Below are 17,266 nucleotides of genomic sequence, written 5' to 3' on the forward strand. Positions count from 1 at the left end.
CAGTTTCGCCGGAGCACGCACAAGGAGAGCACCCATGACGACGACGTTCGACTCCATCACCCCCGATCTCGAGAAGCAGGGCATCGAACTCCCGAGCTGGGCCTTCGGCAACTCCGGCACCCGCTTCAAGGTGTTCGGCACTCCCGGCACCCCCCGCGACCCGTGGGAGAAGATCGCGGATGCCGCGCAGGTGCACAAGTACACCGCCCTCGCCCCGTCGGTCGCGCTGCACATCCCGTGGGATCTCGTCGACTCGTACGACGACCTCCGCAAGCATGCCGAAGACCTCGGCGTCGCCCTGGGCACGATCAACTCCAATACATTCCAGGACGACGAGTACAAGTTCGGCGCCCTCACCCACGAAGATGCCGCGGTCCGCACAAAGGCGATCGACCATCACCTCGCGTGCATCGACGTGATGGATGCCACTGGCAGCCGTGACCTGAAGATCTGGCTTGCCGAGGGGTCGAACTACCCGGGCCAGGCCGACCTCCGTGGCCGCCAGGACCGCCTGCAGGAGTCGCTGCAGAAGATCTACGCACGCCTCGGCGACGACCAGCGCCTGGTGCTCGAGTACAAGTTCTTCGAGCCCGCTTTTTACCACACCGATGTTCCGGACTGGGGTACTTCGTACGCTCAGGTGAGCGCGCTCGGCGACAAGGCGATGGTGTGCCTGGATACCGGCCACCACGCGCCCGGCACGAACATCGAGTTCATCGTTATGCAGCTGCTGCGCCTCGGCAAGCTCGGATCGTTCGACTTCAACTCGCGCTTCTACGCCGACGATGACCTCATCGTGGGTGCCGCCGACCCGTTCCAGCTCTTCCGCATCCTCTTCGAGGTCATCCGTGGCGGCGGCCTGAACAACCCCGACGTGGCCTTCATGCTCGACCAGTGCCACAACGTCGAGGACAAGATCCCCGGTCAGATCCGCTCGGTGCTGAATGTGCAAGAGATGACGGCGCGCGCGCTGCTCGTCGACAAGGATGCTCTCACCGCCGCCCAGAAGTCGGGCGACGTGCTCGCGGCGAACGCCGTGTTCATGGACGCCTTCTACACTGACGTGCGTCCGGCGCTGGCCGAATGGCGTGAGTCCCGCGGCCTCGCCGGCGACCCGATGGCAGCGTACGCGGCATCCGGCTACCAGGAGAAGATCGCGGCCGATCGCGTCGGCGGCGTCCAGGCCGGTTGGGGCGCGTAGTCGATGACCACCGGCATCGAGGTCACCGAACGGATCCTGGACGGGCCACACGGCCCGCTCAGGGTGCGCGTGTACGCGCCAGCCACCCCGACGGGTCACGGACTCGTCTGGGTGCACGGCGGCGGATTCGCCGCTGGTGACCTCGACATGCCGGAGGCCGACTGGGTCAGCCGCGCCTTCGCCGACCGCGGCATCGTCGTTGTGAGCGTCGAGTACCGCCTCGCCCCAGCCGTGCACTATCCGGTGCCGCATGACGAGGTCGTCCACGCCTTCCGGTGGGCGACGGAATCCGGCCTCGCCGTCGGCCCGTGGGCGATCGGCGGAGCCAGTGCGGGCGGCAACCTTGCGGCCGGCGCTGCCCTGCGCCTCGCGCACGACGGCTGGTCCGTGCCCAGCCTGGCCGTGCTCGCCTATCCGACACTGCAAGCAGAGCAGGATGCTCCGGATGCGGCGCTGCGTTCACTGCTCGATGCGAACCCAGAGGCTGATCACTTCCGACCGTCCGCGGTGCTGAGCATGTACGAGAACTACGTGGGCGGCCCGGTCTCGGAGGCGGATGTCTACGCGATCGCCGGCACAGCCTCAGCTGCCCAGCTCGCTGCATTCCCTACAACGATCATGATCAACGACGAGACAGACGAGCTCCGCGTCTCCGGTGAAGCCTTCGCGCGTTCGCTGGCGGATGCCGGAGTCGAGATCGACGTTACGACAGAACCCGGCACGACTCACGGCCACCTCAACCGACCGGACGACCCCGCAGCCACGCTCTCCATTGACCGCTTCGCGGCCCGCATCGTTCGCCTGCCCCTCGCTTCGCACACAGCTCTCGACTGACACAAGGAACTCTCATGACCAACCCCACCGCAGCCGCACTCATCGCGCGCAGCAACCGTCTCGGCGCAGACGCGAAGAACACGAACTATGCCGGCGGGAACACCTCGGCCAAGGGCATGGAGACCGACCCCGTGACGGGCCAACCGGTCGAGCTGCTGTGGGTCAAGGGCTCCGGCGGCGACCTCGGCACGCTCAAGGAGCAGGGCCTGGCCGTGCTGCGCCTCGACCGCTTCCGCGCGCTCGTCGACGTCTACCCCGGCATCGACCGTGAGGATGAGATGGTCGCCGCGTTCGACTACTGCCTGCACGGCAAGGGCGGAGCTGCCCCCTCGATCGACACCGCCATGCACGGCCTGGTGGATGCTGCGCATGTCGACCACCTGCACCCCGACTCCGGCATCGCGATCGCCACCGCGGCCGACGGTGAGGCGCTGACCTCCAAGATCTTCGGCGAGAAGGTCGTCTGGGTGCCGTGGCGCCGCCCCGGCTTCCAGCTCGGCCTCGACATCTCGGAGATCAAGAAGCAGAACCCGCAGGCGATCGGAACGATCCTCGGCGGCCACGGCATCACTGCGTGGGGCGACACCTCAGAAGAGGCAGAGGCGAACTCGCTGTGGATCATCGACACTGCCGAGGCATACATCGCTGCAAACGGTAAGGCGCAGCCGTTCGGCGGAGTGCGTGCCGGTTTCGAAGCGCTAGCCCCGGCCGAGCGCCGTGAGCGTGCGGCGGCCCTCGCCGGCACGATCCGCGGCATCGCCTCCACCGACAAGCCCATGGTCGGTCACTTCACCGAGTCCGACGAGGTGCTCGACTTCCTGGCTTCCGAGAACGCACCCGCGTTGGCCGCGCTCGGCACCAGCTGCCCTGACCACTTCCTGCGCACCAAGGTGAAGCCGCTCATCCTCGACCTGCCGGCCACGGCATCCATCTCGGACCAGCTTGCCCGCCTGAGCGAACTGCACGCCGAGTACCGCGCCGACTACCAGGCCTACTACGACGCGCACGCGACCGACGAGTCGCCCGCGATCCGCGGCGCCGATCCGCTGATCGTCCTGATCCCCGGCGTCGGCATGTTCTCGTATGGAGCCAACAAGCAGACCGCCCGCGTCGCCGGAGAGTTCTACGTCAACGCGATCAACGTCATGCGCGGCGCTGAATCGCTCTCCACCTACTCCCCCATCTCGGATGCCGAGAAGTTCAACATCGAGTACTGGGCGTTGGAAGAGGCGAAGCTCCAGCGGATGCCGAAGCCGAAGTCCCACCAGGGTCGCATCGCCTTCGTCACGGGAGCAGCCTCTGGCATCGGCAAGGCCATCGCCACCCGTCTCGCCGCCGAGGGCGCGTGCGTCGTCGTCGCCGACCTCGACCTCGAGAAGGCACAGGCCGCTGCCGCCGAGCTCGGAAACACGGATGTCGCGATCGGCGTTGCCGCCAACGTCGCGGATGCCGACGCCGTGCAGGCCGCGCTCAACGACGCCGTCCTCGCCTTCGGTGGCGTGGACCTCGTCGTCAACAACGCCGGCCTCTCGCTCTCGAAGCCCCTGCTGGAGACCACCGAGAAGGACTGGGACCTTCAGCACGACGTCATGGCGAAGGGTTCTTTCCTCGTCTCCAAGGCCGCAGCGCGCGTGCTCATCGACCAGAAGCTCGGCGGCGACATCATCTACATCTCGTCGAAGAACTCGGTCTTCGCCGGCCCGAACAACATCGCGTACTCGGCCACGAAGGCAGACCAAGCACACCAGGTGCGCCTGCTGGCCGTCGAACTCGGTGAGCACGGCATCCGCGTCAACGGCATCAACCCCGACGGTGTCGTCCGCGGGTCTGGCATCTTCGCCTCAGGCTGGGGCGCGAACCGCGCCGCAACCTACGGTGTTGCCGAAGAGGACCTCGGCCAGTACTACGCGAACCGCACGATCCTCAAGCGCGAGGTCGTTCCGGAGAACGTCGCGGATGCTGTGTTCGTGTTGACCGGACCAGAGCTGACCCGCACGACGGGCCTGCACATCCCGGTCGACTCCGGCGTCGCGGCCGCGTTCCTGCGATGAGCAGCACACGCCCGCGCGCCGTCGCAGCCGTCGACCTCGGTGCGACCAGCGGGCGGGTGATGATCGGGCGCGTCGGCACGGGAACCCTCGAGCTGGAGCTCGTCACACGCTTCCCGAACGGGCCCGTCCAGCGCGAAGACGGCCTGCACTGGGACTTCGACGCGCTCTACGAAAACATCGTCGACGGGCTCGCCGAGGTGGTGCGCCGCGAACCCGAGATCGAGAGCATCGGCATCGACTCCTGGGCAGTCGACTACGGCCTGCTGCAGGATGGAAAGCTGCTCGCCCAACCGTTCCACTACCGCGACTCACGCTCTGAGCGGGGCGTCGCCGAGGTGCACGAGATCGCGCCGTTCGAGGAGCTCTACGCCCGCAACGGTCTGCAGTTCCTGCCGTTCAACACGCTGTACCAATACCGCGTCGACGACCGGTTGGCGGATGCTGACGCAGCTCTTCTCATCCCCGATCTCATCGCGTTCCTCCTCACCGGTGCGCGCGTCGCAGAGCGCACAAATGCGTCCACGACCGGACTCCTCGGCGTCCGTTCCGGCGAGTGGGATCTGGAATTGGCTGAGCGCCTGGGCATATCGACCGAAGTGCTCCCGACGCTCGTCGATCCCGGCACGACGCTCGGGATGCTGCGCCCCGAGCTGGCGGAGCGCATCGGCAAGGAGCTTCCGGTGATCGCGGTCGGATCGCATGACACGGCATCCGCCATCGTCGCGGTCCCGCTCTCATCACCGAACGCGGCGTACATCTCATGCGGAACGTGGGGACTGGTCGGCGTGGAGCTGACCGAGCCCGTCCTGACGGATGCCGCGCGCGAGGCCAACTTCACCCACGAGCTCGGTGTCGACGGACGCTACCGTTTCCTGCACAACGTCACCGGGCTCTGGCTTCTCAGCGAGACCGTGCGCACGTGGGAGGCAGAGGACGGGTCGTCGATCGACCTGCCGGAACTCCTGGCCGCGGCATCCGCTGTCGCCGTGGAGGTCGAGCTGTTCAACGCGAACGATCCTTCGCTCAGCGCGCCCGGCGACATGCCCGCGCGGATCGCCGCGCTGCTGCGTGCGCAGGGTTCCCCGATTCCCGAGGATCGGGCTACGTTCGCGCGCACGATCGTGGAGTCGATCGCCGCCGCCTTCGCCGCGGCCGTGCAGACCGCGGCTGATCTGTCTGGGCGCGAGCTCGACAGCATCCATCTCGTCGGTGGCGGTTCCCTCAATCGTCTGCTCTGCCAGACCACAGCCGATCGTTCAGGCCTTCCTGTGCTGGCAGGCCCCGTCGAGGCGACCGCGCTGGGCAACGTGCTCGTCCAGGCCCGCGCACTGGACGGTACTCCTGCGTCACTCGAGGAGCTGCGCGCGCTCGTAGCCCGCACCCACCCGCCGCAGCGCTTCGACCCGAGCTGAGTTGCCTCTGGCCGGGTCCCGCGACCAGTGCCGGGTGTCGGGTGTCGGGTGTCGGGTGTCGGGTGTCGCAGAATGCCGCCAAACACCTACGGAGACGACAACCAGTGACACCTCCCACACCTGGCGCGGCGGCCGGGTGTCGCAGATTGCCGCTGCACCCGCATCGAGACGACAACCAGTGACACCTCCCACATCGGGGCGCCCCCACACGGAGCAGGACGCCCCTACCGCGCAAGCAGCAGAGGCGTCCCAATCTCGACTCAGAAGTCGAAGTCGCCGATGTTGTCCGCGTTGAACTCGTACGGGTCACCCAGCAGCACGACGCCGTCGGCGCCGACCGTGTACTCGCCGAGGTCGCCCGCCTCGAAGGTGTCACCTTCAGCACCGGTGATGTCACCCTCGATGAGAGCGGCCGCAGCGAAGGCCGACAGGTAGCCGAGCTCCTCCGGGTTCCACAGCGCGAACGCGGTGACGGTGCCGTCTTCGACGTACTCGCGCATCTGGTTTGGCGTGCCGAGACCGGTCAGAGCAACCGTGCCCTTGTAGTCCGAGGTGGACAGGTACCGTGCCGCAGCTGCGATGCCGACCGTCGTGGGCGAGATGATGCCCTTCAGGTCGGGGTGCGTCTGCAGCAGAGCCGCCGTCTTGTCGAAGGAGGTCTGGTCATCATCGTCGCCGTAGACCGTCTCGACGAGCGTGATGTCGGGGTAGTCGCTGGCGAGGTACGCCTCCATCAGCTCGATCCAGGCGTTCTGGTTCGTCGCGTTCGCCGAAGCGGACAGCACTGCGATCTCGCCTGCGCCGCCGATCTGGTCGGCGATGAGGTCGACCTGAACCTTTGCGATGCCCTCGGCATCGGCCTGGTTGATGAACAGGTCGCGGCACTCGGGGTTGGTGTCGGAGTCGAAGGTCACGACCTTGATCCCGGCATCCCGTGCCTCGTTCAACGCATCGCAGATCGCCTGCGGGTCGTTGGCCGAGACGACCAGAGCGCCGACACCTTGCTGCGTGGCGGTGTTGATGTAGCTGACCTGTGCATCGGGTGTGGCCTCTGCCGGACCTACCTCGGCGAAGGTGCCGCCGAGCTCTTCGACTGCGGCCTTGCCGCCCTTGCTGGAGGTGTCGAAGTACGGGTTGCCGAGGTTCTTCGGCAGGAACGTGATCGAGAGGTTGTCAGAGCCGCCCTCTGATCCACCACCGGTATCGCCACCGCCGGTTCCGCCGCTCGTGTCGGCACAGCCGGTCAGAGCCAACGCCGCGGCGACGGCGACGGCCGCGAACGCAGTGACGCGCTTACGTGCAAACTTCATTGTTCTTCCTTTCGTTGGGAATGCCACAGACGGATGCCGGCGGCGAGAAGTACCCTCAGCTGGTCGAGGGGACGGCGAGACGAGGCGGAGGCCCCGCCTTGGCACGTGATCGTTGCGCCCAGGCGAGAAGACTGGCGGCAACCACGGAGGCGACGAGCAAGCCACCGGTGATGATGTTGATGACATCAGAGGTGACGTTCGCGAGGCGCAGCGAACTTCCGAGCACGCCGATCAGCAAAACCGCGGCCACGACGCCGTGCAGCTGACCGCGTCCGCCGAACACCGACACCCCGCCAAGGACGACAGCGGCGATGACCTGGAGTTCCAGTCCTGTGGCGTTGTCGCCGCGCGCGCTACCGAAGCGGAGGGTGAAGAAGATTCCCGCAAACGCGGAGACAACACCGGCGAGCACGAACAGGATGAACTTCGTGCGCTCGACATGCACGCCGGAGAACCGGGCAGCATCCTTCGACAGGCCGATTGCGAAGATCCCTCGACCGAACGGCGTGAAGTGCAGCAGCACGACGAAGATCACCAGCAGAATCAAGAAGGGAATGACGATGTACGGGATCGTGGTCCCGGCGATCTTCGCCTTGGCCAGCGCCGTCCACTGCTCCGGGAAGTCGGTGACGGCCGTGGTGCCGAGCAGGCCGACGGCAAGTCCGCGGAACAGCGCCAGTGTGCCGATCGTGACGGCCAGGGATGGCAGCCCGACCACGGTGACGAGGAATCCGTTGATCGCGCCGCCGACCACACCGACGGTGAGGGCAGCGAGGGCAGCGACTTCGAAAGGCGCACCAGCGTGCGTGAGCACACCGGTCACGACGCTCGCCAGGCCCACCATGCTGCCCACGGAAAGGTCGATCTCACCGGTCACCATGATCAGCGCCATCGGCAACGCGATAAGCAGAATCGGCGCGACGTCGAGCAGCAGATAGTTCACGGTGATCGGCTGCGCGAACCCCTTCACTGTGACCGATGCGACGACGACCACAAGGATGAGAAGCGCGATGATCGCGACCTCGCGAGTGAGCAGGAGTCGACGCCACAGCGGGCGGCCGTGGTCCTGGATGACGCGAATCGTGGAGGTGGTGGATGTCGTGGTCATGATTCGTCCCTCGCCTCGATGAGCCGCCGTTTCTGCCGGACGGCGAGCACTCGGTCTAGCACGATGGCGCCGATGATGAGCACTCCGACAACAGCCCGCTGCCAGAAGTCCTGGATGCCGAGGATAGGCAGCGCCCTGTTGATGGTCATCAGCAGCATGGCGCCGATTGCGGCGCCCCAGACCGAGCCAACGCCTCCGGTGATCGCGATGCCGCCGATGACGGCTGCACCCACGGCATCCAGCTCCCATCCGGCGCCGGCCTGCGAACTGACCGAACCGTAGCGGGCCGCGTAGAACACCCCGGCGAGCCCCGCGAGGGCTCCAGACAGCGCGAAGGCGGACAGCAGACGACGTGTGACTTTGAGCCCGTACAGCTCTGCCGCAGCAGGATCCGAACCGATCGCGTAGTACTCGCGACCGCCCCGGGTGTTGCGCATGTACCAGGCAGCAGCGGCCAGCACGATCAACGCGATGATCGCGAGCACTGGGATGCCGACCAGCTGCGCAGTACCGAGCGCGAGGAAGTCCTTGGGCATGTCAGAGGCGTTGACCCGACTACTACCGGCCCAGAGGACGTTAATGCCGCGATAGGCGTACAGCGTGCCCAGCGTGATCACCATCGCAGGAACCTTCGCGAAGGCGACCAGCGCGCCGTTGATCAGCCCGAGCAGCCCGCCGAAGATGACGGCAGCGAGCACGACGAGGATGATGGGGATGCCGGGAATATCGATGAAGAGCCGGCCCGTGAGATACGCGGTCAGGCCCATCACCGACCCGACCGAAAGGTCGACGTTGCGAGTGATGATGACGATCGCCTGGCCGACCGCGACCAGCACGAGGATCGAAGGCGTGAGCAGCAGGTCGCGCCATCCGTCCGAGCTGAACAGGAAGTTGGGATTCTTCACGGTCGCGGCGATGACGACAATGGCGAGGGCGATGAGGATGCCGAACTCCCGCGCTCGGCCAACGCCGCCCAGCGTCTTGCCGAGCCCAGTGCGCGAGATCGAGGTTGTGGTCACGAGTGAAGCTCCGTTGCGTGTGTCGCGGCGAACATGACGTTTTCACTGGTCGCCTCGGCGCGGTCGATCTCGGCGGTGATTCGGCCTTCACGCATGACGAGCACCCGGTCGGCCATCCCCAGCACCTCGGGGAGTTCGGAGGAGATCATGAGGATGCCCATGCCCTCACCCGCGAGCTGCGAGAGCAGGCGGTGCACCTCGGCTTTGGTGCCAACGTCGATGCCGCGTGTCGGTTCATCGATGATGAGCACGCGCGGATTCGTCGCCAACCATTTCGCGAGAACCACCTTCTGCTGATTTCCGCCGGAGAGGGTCGAGGCGATCGTGTCGAGTGCGTGGGTCTTGACTTCAAGACGGCTCGCCCACTCCTTCGCGGCGCGGTTCTCAATACCCGTGGTGATCAGACCGAACTTCGCAAGTTGACCGCGGATCGCCATGGTGATGTTGCTACCCACACCGGATTCGATCACCAACCCCTGCTTGCGACGGTCCTCGGGGACGAGAGCGAGGCCGGCGCGCATGGCATCGGTCGGGCTTCGTCGCGGCACCGTCGCACCCAGCATCCGCACCTCGCCCTCCCGATACGCGTCGACGCCAAACACGGCGCGGGCGACCTCGCTGCGCCCGGCGCCGACGAGCCCGGCGAGGGCGACGATCTCACCGGCTCGTACGGTGAACGAGATGTCGTGGAAGACGCCAGGGCTCGTGAGAGCGGCGACCTCGAGCAACGGCTCACCGATCGGCACAATCTGCTTGGGGAAGAGCTCGGTGACATCGCGGCCGACCATCTGCCGCACCAGCTCATCCACGGTGGTCTCGACGATCGGCGTCGTGCTGATGTATGCGCCGTCGCGCATCACCGTGACGGTGTCACAGAGCGCGAATACCTCATCGAAGCGGTGCGAGATGAACAGCACCGCGCGGCCTTCATCGCGCAGGCTTCGTGCAACAGCGAAGAGCCGCTCGACCTCCACGCCGCTGAGGGCAGCCGTCGGCTCGTCCATGACGAGAACGCTGGCATCGAGAGAGATCGCTTTGGCGATCTCGATGATCTGCTGGTCGGCGATCGACAGCCCGTCGGTGATCCGGTCGGGGTCAAGCGTCACTCCCAGTCGCTGGAAGATCTGCTCGACCTCCTGGCGCATCGCCTTGCGGTCGATGCGCCCGAGGCCGTTTGTCGGCTGACGTCCCATGAAGATGTTCTCGGTGACGGAGAGATCAGGGAACAGCGTCGGCTCCTGGTAGATAACCGCGATCCCGGCTGCCTTGGATTGTGCCGTGCTGGAGAAGTCGACCGGCTCATCGTGCAGGCGGAAGTCCCCCGAGTCACGCCGATACAACCCCGCCATGATCTTCACGAGGGTCGACTTCCCCGCGCCGTTCTCACCGATGAGCGCGTGGATCGACCGAGAGTGCAATGTCAGGCTGCCTGAGCGCAGCGCCACAACCGGCCCGAAGGACTTCACGACGCGATGCAGTTCCAGCGCCACGCTCGGCGAGCTGTGCTTGTCGTCTTCGACGGCCACTGGCGCGTCCTCTCCCTTGAGGTAGATCGTTTTGATCTGAAGATGAATCTACATGAATCGATTCAGGTAGGTTTCAAGCTAGTGTATGAAAGAACGCCAGGAGGTCAACACCCTGGTAACCGAATCGTGATCCGATCGACGAAGAGAGGTGAGGTCGTGCCTGCGAGCATCCGCGATGTCGCCCAGCGCGCCGGCGTCTCCGTCGGCACCGTCTCCAACGTTCTCAACCGACCAGAAGAGGTCTCGGCAGATTCGGTTCAGCGCGTCACCCTGGCGATCGAAGAGCTTGGCTATGTGCGAAACGATGCGGCCCGGAAACTGCGAGCCGGCACCAGCACGACGGTCGGCTTCGTCGTGCTCGACGGCCAGAACCCGTTCTACAACGACGTCGTCCGCGGCGCGGAAGACGAGGCCACCGCCCACGGGATCGCGATCCTTTACGGAAACACCGATGAGAACCCTTCCCGAGAGAAGGTCTACCTCGATCTGTTTCAGGAGCAGCAGGTGCGCGGCCTTCTGATCGCCCCCTACGGCGACGTGATGACGCAGCTGCGTCGCTTCCGCTCCAGTGGCATCGCCACGGTCCTCGTCGATCGTTTCAGCGGCGACGGGAACTTCTCCTCGGTCTCGGTCGACAGCGTCGCCGGTGGGCGGCTTGCCGTCGAACATCTCATCGAAGTAGGGCGCCGCCGAGTCGCGTTCGTGGGCGGGCCCTTCGACATCCGACAGGTGAACGACCGTCTCGCTGGCGCGAGGGCCGCTGCCGAGAACGCCTCCGTACGAGTCGACCTGGAGGTCATCGCCACATCGGCCATGACCGTCGAGGAGGGCGTCGCCGCCGGCGCCCGCATCCTCGCGCGGCCCCGTCGCGAATGGCCGGATGCACTCTTCGCGGCCAACGATCTGCTCGCGCTCGGGTTGCTGCAGTCGCTTGTGTCCGGCGGTCAGCTCTTGGTGCCAGACGAGATCGCAATTATCGGGTTCGATGACATCCCGTTCGCCGCGGCCGCCGCAGTGCCGCTGTCGTCGATCCGCCAGCCCAGTCGGATGATCGGCCGTACGGCCCTGCGAATCGTGTTGGAAGAGGCGGACGACCCAGACAGCATCCCTCGCCAGACGGTGTTCCCGCCCGAGCTGGTCATCCGTCGTTCCACGACCGGCTGAGCCGTCGTAGCGAACGTTGCCGTTGAGCAGGTCTCCTGGGCCCGCACCCACACCCCACCCGACCAGGTGTCACAGATTGCCGCCAAACACGCGCGGAGGCGACAACCAGCGACACCTCCCGCGTCCGGCATCCGGACCCGGTGTCACAGATTGCCGCTAAACAAGCGCGGAGCCGACAACCAGCGACACCTCGCGCCGCGGCAGCTCAGACCGGCTGAGCCGTCCTAGCGAACGTTGCCGTTGGAGCAGGTCTCCTGAGCGGCGGAGTTCCCCTTGACGTTGTCCGGCAGCGCGAAGACGTTCGGATCTGGCGTCGCGGTCTCGTCTACCGGAACCTCGGACTCTTCGATGATCACTCCCTCGTTCTCGGAGTTCTCGTGCGTGACCTGCAGCTGCTGGTTTGCGTTGATCGCATCCCACATCGCCTGCGCCGATTCCGTATCGGCGACCACTTTGTTCACGTCGAAGGAGTCCTCGAAGGTCGGGTACTGCAGGAAAACGATGTCCTCGAACGGCACGTCCTTGAGAGCGAGCGCGACCTGCACGATCGTCATCGGATTCGTCAGCGTTGTGCTCGCTTCGAGGTTGCTCAGCGCAGTGTTCGCCAGGCGGAGCATGGTGGGGACGTTTCCGAGCACCTCGCCGCTGATGAGTTTGCGGGCCAGGCTCGACATGTACTGCTGCTGGTTGCCGATGCGCCCCAGGTCGCTGCCGTCGCCGACACCGTGACGGGTCCGCAGGAACTGCAGAGCTTCCAGGCCGGAGACAGTGTGGATGCCCGCTTCCATGTCGAGACCGGTGTGGTAGTCCTTGATCGGGCTGGCCAGGCACACATCGACGCCGCCGATCGAGTTGGTGATCTCGATCACGCCGCCGAAGGTGACGGATGCCGCGAACTCGATGTCCTGCCCGGTAATCTGCGAGATCGTCTTCGCGACGCAGTTCAGGCCGCCATACGTGTAGGCACTGTTGAGCGGCTGCTTGCTCATCGCCGAGGTCTCGCTGCCGTCCTCACGCGTGCACGATGGGATCGGAAGCATGAGGTCACGCGGGAAACTCACCGCTGTGACACGTCGCGGTTCCTCTGAGACGTGCATCAGAATGTTCACATCGTTGAGGTTGCCCTCAGAATCCGCACCGGAACAGCGGTCGCCGAACAACTCCGCGTATGCCTCTTCGCAGGTGTCGGTGCCGACCAGCAGCAGATCGAATCCACCCTCGTATTCGCTGATGTTCGGCGGAGCTGATTCCTGGCCGTCAAGCTCGACTGCGTTCGCGCTGACGGTGTTGCTGAGATCAGTGACGACGAACGCCGCAACGCCGAACCCACTGACCAGAACGACCGCGAGGCCGATGCCGATGATCTTCAGGAGCTGACTGATCGGGCCCGGAGACCGCAACTGCCCATGGCGCGCCACGGTCTTGCGGCGACGGATCTTTTCGCTCACGGGGTACCTTTCACTCTGACTGCGGGGGTACCGCAGTCAGTTCTCTGCGGAGGGCGTGGGATTCGAACCCACGAGACATTTCTGCCCACTGGTTTTCAAGACCAGCTCCATCGGCCGCTCGGACAGCCCTCCATCAACAGACGAATCTGTCGATCAGTGGTCGAGTCTAACCGGTTTCATTCTCCCGGTTCGACCTGAGCGGGCGCTGGACGAACCAACAGAGTGTCCAGTGCGAGCGCGAGACCACCCTCTGCGACGTCTGCGGTGACCTCGCCAGCAGCATCCTTGACTTCATCGGGCGCCTGTCCCATCGCCACCGCACGACCGCCGATACTGAGCGACCACCCGAACATGCCGATGTCGTTGCGCCCGTCGCCGGCGACGAAGACCTGCCCGCCGTTGATACCGAGTTCTGCATGAACGCGCGCGAGAGCGGTGCCCTTGTCGACACCCTGCGGTGCGATGTCCAGCCAGGCCGTCCAACCGATCGCATACGAAACCTCGTTGAGCCCGGCATCCGCCACCAGCTCGTGGAAGTCTTCCTCATCATGGCCGGGCGACACCACCACGACACGAGAAACCGGCTGAGCGCCCAGCTCCTCAAGGGTCACTTGCCTGCCCCCGTCGAGCGTCCAGTCATCGATCTCGCCGGTGAACAGCCGCTGACCGGACTCGAGCTCGACCATGTAGTGCGCTTCGGGCAGTCGGTCGGTGAGCAGCGTCAGCACAGTGCGCGGGTCGAAGACCTCGACATGCCAGCGCTCCCAGCCATCCGCGACACGGCGCATCGTGACGGCACCGTTTGAGCAGACGACAAACTCCGGAGTGATCTCGAGTGCATCCACCCAGCGCTCGGTGGCCATCCAACTGCGCCCCGTGGCGATCGTCACCACGTGGCCGGCATCCCGCACACGCGCGACTGCCTCCGGCACGCCAGGGCTCATGGTTTCGTCCTGCAGAATGATCGTGCCGTCGACGTCGAGGCCGACGAGCCAGGGAGCAGTCATTTCGATGCCTGACCCTTCGACGAATTGAGCGGCCGGGTAGTCGGCTCCATAACCGCAAGACCCCCCAGGTAGGGGCGCAGCACCTCAGGAACGATGACCGAGCCATCTGCCTGCTGATGCGTCTCGAGCAGAGCAACGATCCAGCGTGTGGTCGCGAGCGTGCCGTTCAGCGTGGCGACGTGCTGAGTCTTGGCCGGAGCCCCATCCACAGCATCCGGGCGGTGACGCACATCAAGCCGACGCGCCTGGAACGTGGTGCAGTTCGAGGTCGACGTCAATTCGCGGAACGCGCCCTGCGTCGGAACCCACGCCTCGATGTCGTACTTGCGAGCGGCGCTCGAGCCAAGGTCGCCTGCTGCGACGTCGATCACGCGGTACGAGAGGCCCAATGCAGTCAGCATCTCCTCCTGCAACGCGACCAGACGCAGGTGCTCAGCCTCCGCGTCCTCGGGGTTCGTGTAAACGAACATCTCCAGCTTGTTGAATTGGTGCACGCGGATGATGCCGCGGGTGTCCTTGCCGTACGACCCTGCCTCACGGCGATAGCAGGTCGACCATCCGGCGTAGCGCAGTGCGCCGCCTGTGAGGTCGACGATCTCGTCCTTGTGGTACCCGGCGAGCGCGACCTCACTGGTGCCGACGAGGTACAGATCGTCGTCTTTGTCGAGGTGGTAGACCTCATCGGCGTGCTCGCCGAGGAAGCCGGTGCCCTGCATGATCTCCGGACGCACCAGTGTCGGTGTGATCATCGGCACGAAGTCGTGCTGCAGCGCCTTGTCGAGCGCCAGATTCATCAGCGCGATCTCGAGGCGCGCGCCGATGCCGCGCAGGAAGTAGAACCGCGCCCCCGACACCTTCGCGCCACGCTCCATGTCGATCGCGCCGAGCATCTCACCGATCTCAAGATGGTCACGGGGCTCGAAATCGAAGGTCGGCGCCTCGCCCACACGGCGCAGTTCGACGAAGTTCTTCTCGCCGCCGGCCGGCACCCCATCGATCACGACGTTCTCGATGCGAGCAAGAGCGGATGCCGCGGCATCCGCTGCTTCGTTCGCCGCCTGCTGCGCCTGCTTGACACGCTCGGCGAGCTCTTTCGCCTGAGCGACCAGAGCTGCCTTTTCGTCCTTAGGAGCCTTGGCGACCTGCTTGCCGAATGCGTTCTGCTCTGCCCGCAACTCTTCGAATGCGGTAAGCGCCACCCGGCGCGATCGGTCAGCCTCGATCGCGGCGTCGACGGTGCCTTCGTCATTGCCGCGGGCCACCTGCGAGCGGCGGACGAGGTCAGGCTGGTCGCGGAGAAGAGCGAGGTCGATCATCCTCCAAGTCTAGATGGCGTGACACGCACGGGTGGATCCGGGCCGTAGAGTGATCGCCATGAGGAAGAGCACCTCGCGCCACCGCCAGGCGGCTCTCGTTTACAACCCCATCAAGGTCGACGAGAGGCATCTGCGCGGCCTCCTGCGCGACCTGTCGAAGGAAATGGGCTGGGACCACCCCACCTTCTATCCGACGACGGTTGCGGATGCTGGGCAGTCGGTGACCCGAGAAGCACTCGAACACGGCGTCGATGTTGTGCTCGTCGCCGGTGGAGACGGCACCGTGCGCGCGGTTGCAGAGGCCATGGCCGGCACCGGTGTACCGCTGGCGATCGTGCCGAGCGGCACCGGGAACCTGCTTGCCCGCAACCTCGGACTTCCGCTGGTGGATCCGCGCGCAATGATCCGCGCGGCGTTGGGCGAATTCCGGCATCCGATCGACATCGGCTGGGCTGAACTCACCCGCGCGAACGGAGAGACGGGCGAGCACGCGTTCGTCGTCCTCGCCGGTATGGGGCTGGATGCCGACATGATCGCGAACACCCGACCGGACCTGAAGAGATCGGTCGGCTGGGTGGCCTACCTCGATGGTGCAGCGCGGTCCCTCCCGAACGCCAAGCCGTTCCGGATCGTTTATCAGCTCGACCAATCGCGGCTGCATTCCACAAAGGTGCACAGCGTGCTGTTCGCGAACTGCGGCACGCTGCCGGCCGGGATCTCGCTCATCCCGTCCGCATCCGTCATCGACGGCGACCTGGACATCGCGATCATCCAGCCGACCGGCCCCTTCGGCTGGATCGGTGTCTGGCGCAAAATCTGGTGGGACAACTCGGTACTGCGCAGGTTCCGCGCCGGGCGTCTGGTGCTCCAGCGTCGAGGGAAGGATGCGTCGGTGCGGTATCTACGCGGACGATCCATCGAGGCCGCCGCTGTCGAACCAGCACCCATCGAGCTCGACGGTGACGAATTCGGGATCGCCGTCCGCATCCGCTGCCGCGTCGACCCCGGCGCTCTCCTACTGGCGCTGCCCGCTGGCCACCCGGTCGACTCGCTCTGACCTGATCAACCCTCGATCACGGTGACCGTGGCGTCGAGGTTGTCACCGACGAGGGTCAGGATGAAGTCACCGTCGTCGTCGATATCGTCGCTGAATCCGAGCATCGTCGCCCGAGGCGCCATGTCCATGGTGCACACCCCGTCCTGAGTCTTGAACGTCACGGTCGCACCTCCCGGCTGTTCCTCGAGGTTCTCCACGATCGGAGCGCACGTGGACGACCCCCAAGTGAGCAACACGACACCCTCGTCGTCGAACCATCCGGCGCTCGGCAGGAAGTCGGACGATTCACCGGGGATACCGGCAAGGGCGGAGTTCCCTTCGAGATCGACATCATCTGTGACGTCGCCGACTGTAACGATGAACTCGACGTCCTTGGTCGGATCCACGCCCTCTGGAATTCCTCCGATGCTCGCGCGAGGGGCGAGATCGGCGGTGCAGGCCGTCTCCGCACCGTCTGCACTCGGCGCGTCGACGAGAGCGACGGTGACCGTCTGCCCGTTCGCGGTGACCTCGTCGACCACCGGAACGCACGTCGAGGATCCCCAGGTCACGATGGCGAACAGTCGCCCATCGTCGAGCCATGCCGCCTCGATGTCATCATCGGCCACCGGCGTCGTGGACGACCCGGAATCATCCGGTGTCGCGGCGCTCGTCGGTGCCTGGGAACCAGGCGAAGAGGTGCAACCGACAACGAGCAGGGCGGCAGCGAGCACGGCCGACGCAGACAGAGCGAGACGCAGTGAGGAGGTCATGCGCTCAGGGTATCGCTAGAGGACGATCAGCGGCAGAGATTTCTGCCGCTGATCCGGGCGC

Annotated in this window: 14 protein-coding genes and 1 tRNA gene; 6 read left to right on the top strand and 9 right to left on the bottom strand. The window is 65.6% G+C overall.

All coding sequences use genetic code 11. The features are described from left to right. Window positions 1-34: 34 nt before the first annotated feature. The 4 genes from rhaI to AC1C2Q_RS06360 are packed head-to-tail and all read left to right on the top strand — an operon-like array spanning window position 35 to window position 5,498. Window positions 35-1,201, top strand: a complete 1,167-nt coding sequence (gene rhaI, locus AC1C2Q_RS06345; RefSeq protein ID WP_495430239.1) for an L-rhamnose isomerase — start codon at window positions 35-37, stop codon at window positions 1,199-1,201. A gap of 3 nt (window positions 1,202-1,204) precedes the next feature. Continuing rightward, complete coding sequence (locus AC1C2Q_RS06350; RefSeq protein ID WP_495449425.1) at window positions 1,205-2,035, top strand: alpha/beta hydrolase; 831 nt, start codon at window positions 1,205-1,207, stop codon at window positions 2,033-2,035. Between the two features lie 14 nt (window positions 2,036-2,049). Continuing rightward, a complete protein-coding gene (locus AC1C2Q_RS06355) occupies window positions 2,050-4,086 on the top strand; it encodes a bifunctional aldolase/short-chain dehydrogenase (protein ID WP_495449426.1) in 2,037 nt (678 codons plus the stop codon). Further along, the gene (locus AC1C2Q_RS06360; RefSeq protein WP_495449427.1) at window positions 4,083-5,498 is read left to right on the top strand and encodes a rhamnulokinase; all 1,416 of its coding nucleotides are present in this window, start codon (window positions 4,083-4,085) and stop codon (window positions 5,496-5,498) included. The genes AC1C2Q_RS06355 and AC1C2Q_RS06360 overlap by 4 nt, the downstream gene beginning before the upstream one ends. A 260-nt stretch (window positions 5,499-5,758) precedes the next feature. On the opposite strand, the gene rhaS is transcribed toward AC1C2Q_RS06360, so the two are convergent. Genes rhaS through AC1C2Q_RS06380 form a run of 4 tightly spaced genes read right to left on the bottom strand, consistent with a single transcriptional unit; the run spans window position 5,759 to window position 10,461 of the window. Further along, window positions 5,759-6,808, bottom strand: a complete 1,050-nt coding sequence (rhaS, locus tag AC1C2Q_RS06365) for a rhamnose ABC transporter substrate-binding protein (protein WP_495430243.1) — start codon at window positions 6,806-6,808, stop codon at window positions 5,759-5,761. A 55-nt stretch (window positions 6,809-6,863) separates the two neighbouring features. Next, the gene (locus AC1C2Q_RS06370; protein ID WP_495449428.1) at window positions 6,864-7,916 is read right to left on the bottom strand and encodes an ABC transporter permease; all 1,053 of its coding nucleotides are present in this window, start codon (window positions 7,914-7,916) and stop codon (window positions 6,864-6,866) included. After that, entirely contained in the window at window positions 7,913-8,935 is a 1,023-nt protein-coding gene (locus tag AC1C2Q_RS06375; RefSeq protein ID WP_495430245.1) for an ABC transporter permease, read from the bottom strand. The genes AC1C2Q_RS06370 and AC1C2Q_RS06375 overlap by 4 nt, the downstream gene beginning before the upstream one ends. Further along, window positions 8,932-10,461, bottom strand: a complete 1,530-nt coding sequence (locus tag AC1C2Q_RS06380; protein WP_495449429.1) for a sugar ABC transporter ATP-binding protein — start codon at window positions 10,459-10,461, stop codon at window positions 8,932-8,934. Before AC1C2Q_RS06380 ends, AC1C2Q_RS06375 begins: the two co-directional genes overlap by 4 nt. A 156-nt stretch (window positions 10,462-10,617) precedes the next feature. Between AC1C2Q_RS06380 and AC1C2Q_RS06385 the strand changes: the two genes are divergently transcribed. After that, window positions 10,618-11,625, top strand: coding sequence for a LacI family DNA-binding transcriptional regulator (locus AC1C2Q_RS06385; protein ID WP_495430247.1), 1,008 nt, complete (start codon window positions 10,618-10,620; stop codon window positions 11,623-11,625). A 224-nt stretch (window positions 11,626-11,849) separates the two neighbouring features. On the opposite strand, the gene AC1C2Q_RS06390 is transcribed toward AC1C2Q_RS06385, so the two are convergent. From AC1C2Q_RS06390 to serS, 4 genes are all read right to left on the bottom strand, one after another. After that, entirely contained in the window at window positions 11,850-13,073 is a 1,224-nt protein-coding gene (locus tag AC1C2Q_RS06390) for an LCP family protein (protein ID WP_495449430.1), read from the bottom strand. A gap of 47 nt (window positions 13,074-13,120) precedes the next feature. Further along, a tRNA-Ser gene (locus tag AC1C2Q_RS06395) sits at window positions 13,121-13,205 on the bottom strand. 44 nt (window positions 13,206-13,249) lie between these two features. Further along, complete coding sequence (locus AC1C2Q_RS06400; protein ID WP_495449432.1) at window positions 13,250-14,080, bottom strand: HAD family hydrolase; 831 nt, start codon at window positions 14,078-14,080, stop codon at window positions 13,250-13,252. After that, window positions 14,077-15,396 (bottom strand): serine--tRNA ligase, encoded by a 1,320-nt coding sequence (gene serS, locus AC1C2Q_RS06405; RefSeq protein WP_495449433.1) that lies wholly within the window; start codon window positions 15,394-15,396, stop codon window positions 14,077-14,079. Before serS ends, AC1C2Q_RS06400 begins: the two co-directional genes overlap by 4 nt. A gap of 58 nt (window positions 15,397-15,454) precedes the next feature. On the opposite strand from serS, the gene AC1C2Q_RS06410 reads away from it, so the two are divergent. Next, window positions 15,455-16,453, top strand: coding sequence for a diacylglycerol/lipid kinase family protein (locus AC1C2Q_RS06410; RefSeq protein WP_495449434.1), 999 nt, complete (start codon window positions 15,455-15,457; stop codon window positions 16,451-16,453). 5 nt (window positions 16,454-16,458) lie between these two features. Here AC1C2Q_RS06410 and AC1C2Q_RS06415 read toward each other — a convergent pair whose 3' ends face one another. Further along, window positions 16,459-17,205, bottom strand: coding sequence for a hypothetical protein (locus AC1C2Q_RS06415; RefSeq protein WP_495430252.1), 747 nt, complete (start codon window positions 17,203-17,205; stop codon window positions 16,459-16,461). Between the last annotated feature and the right edge of the window lie 61 nt (window positions 17,206-17,266).

It is taken from the genome of Microbacterium sp. Y356, from assembly GCF_059445355.1.